The following is a 1,483-nucleotide window of genomic DNA, read 5'->3' as shown; positions in this document are numbered from 1 at the left end:
TTTTAAATTCAGTGCTCAGGTGATTCAGCAAGGCTGGCATATGGTGATGAAAACGATTAGGAATAAAAGTTTAAAGGATGGATGAGATAGAGGAAAAAGAAAAGAAAGTTGGCACATTAGTCTACAGGGGCATTGTTATATCTTTTATTATAATAGTCTACCTGTTTATTTACATAAAGCTCATGTTCTTCTAGTCAGGTATGATATGTTAATAATTAATAGACTTGAAATATTCACAGAGAGATGAAACAGTGGTTGTTTGACCGTATTATTGTAGAGAAGTTCAACAACGTGTTCGGGTTTATTGTCCTGACTTCGATCTGTGTACTATCTGCATTTGCCATAGCTTTTATGGGAGTCAAAGGAGGGGTGGTTGTTTTGGCAGCTATTATTGGTATCCCTATCACACTATACAGTATCGCCAACAACAGATTTGGATTTTTGTTGATCATGGGATTCTCAACTTTCATGTCATTCATCAGCCGTCTGACATCAGCAAATATCCCTTTTGGTGTAGGTGTTGACCTCATTTTTACTCTGATGTTTTTCTGGATAATCCTGGAGCAGATTTTTTCCACTGATCCCGGTAAAGGTGATGACTTCTCACTCAAAAATCCTGTGTCCATTATTTTATTTGTCTGGACAGGGTATTTGTTGCTTCAGGCTTTTAATCCTGCCGGTACCCCTGCCGGATGGCTGTTTGGCCTTCGGAATATCTTAAGAGTAATTGTTGTTTATGTTGTTGCCCAGCGAGTATTTAACAGTCTTAAGTCTATTCATCTTTTTGCCACTTTTTTCCTTTCACTAGGCCTTTTGGTAGCTCTTTATGGCATTTACCAGGAGTTTGTCGGTTTGCCCGGCTACGATCTGAAATGGGCAACGGCCACTGATGAGCGTATCAATCTTTTGTTCATTCAGGGGAAATGGAGAAAATGGTCATTTTTGTCAGACCCGGCGATTTTCGGCTTATTCATGAGCTTTTGCAGTATTGTATCCTTCATGCTTGCATTAGGCCCTTTTAAATGGTCCAAGAGAATATATTTTGCAGTAGCAGGCATGTTTATGCTCTTGGCCATGTTCTTTTCCGGCACGCGTACTGCCTATGTGATGATCCCCGTAGCAGTCATCCTTTATGTACTGCTCAACATTACAAAAGTAAAAACTTTGGTTTTTGCCTGTGTAAGTGTTATCCTCTTCCTCATAGTTTATTTTGGCCCTTTTTACAGCAAGCCCATAGTCAGGTTTCGTTCAGCTTTTAACCCGACTGAGGATGCCTCAATGAATTTGCGTGATTATAACCGTCAGCGCATTCAGCCTTATATACATGCCCATCCCATTGGAGGTGGATTGACAACCAGTGGCGTTTATGGTGAACGATTTTCACCAAGCCATCCACTGGCCGGTTTTCCTCCCGACAGCGGTTTTATGAAAACGCTCCTCGAAGTAGGCTGGATTGGTTTGTTGCTGGAACTTGCCATGTATG

At 41.0% G+C, this 1,483-nt stretch carries 1 protein-coding gene; it reads left to right on the top strand.

All coding sequences use genetic code 11. The features are described from left to right. Window positions 1-243 precede the first annotated feature (243 nt). Window positions 244-1,483 (top strand): O-antigen ligase family protein (locus E1163_RS00575; RefSeq protein ID WP_155168582.1); only part of this gene is annotated, 1,240 nt, incomplete at its 3' end.

The sequence above is a fragment of the Fulvivirga kasyanovii genome (assembly GCF_009711405.1).
Taxonomy (GTDB): domain Bacteria; phylum Bacteroidota; class Bacteroidia; order Cytophagales; family Cyclobacteriaceae; genus Fulvivirga; species Fulvivirga kasyanovii.
Note: the sequence above shows the minus strand (reverse complement) of the source record. Positions and strands in the feature narration are given on the sequence as shown.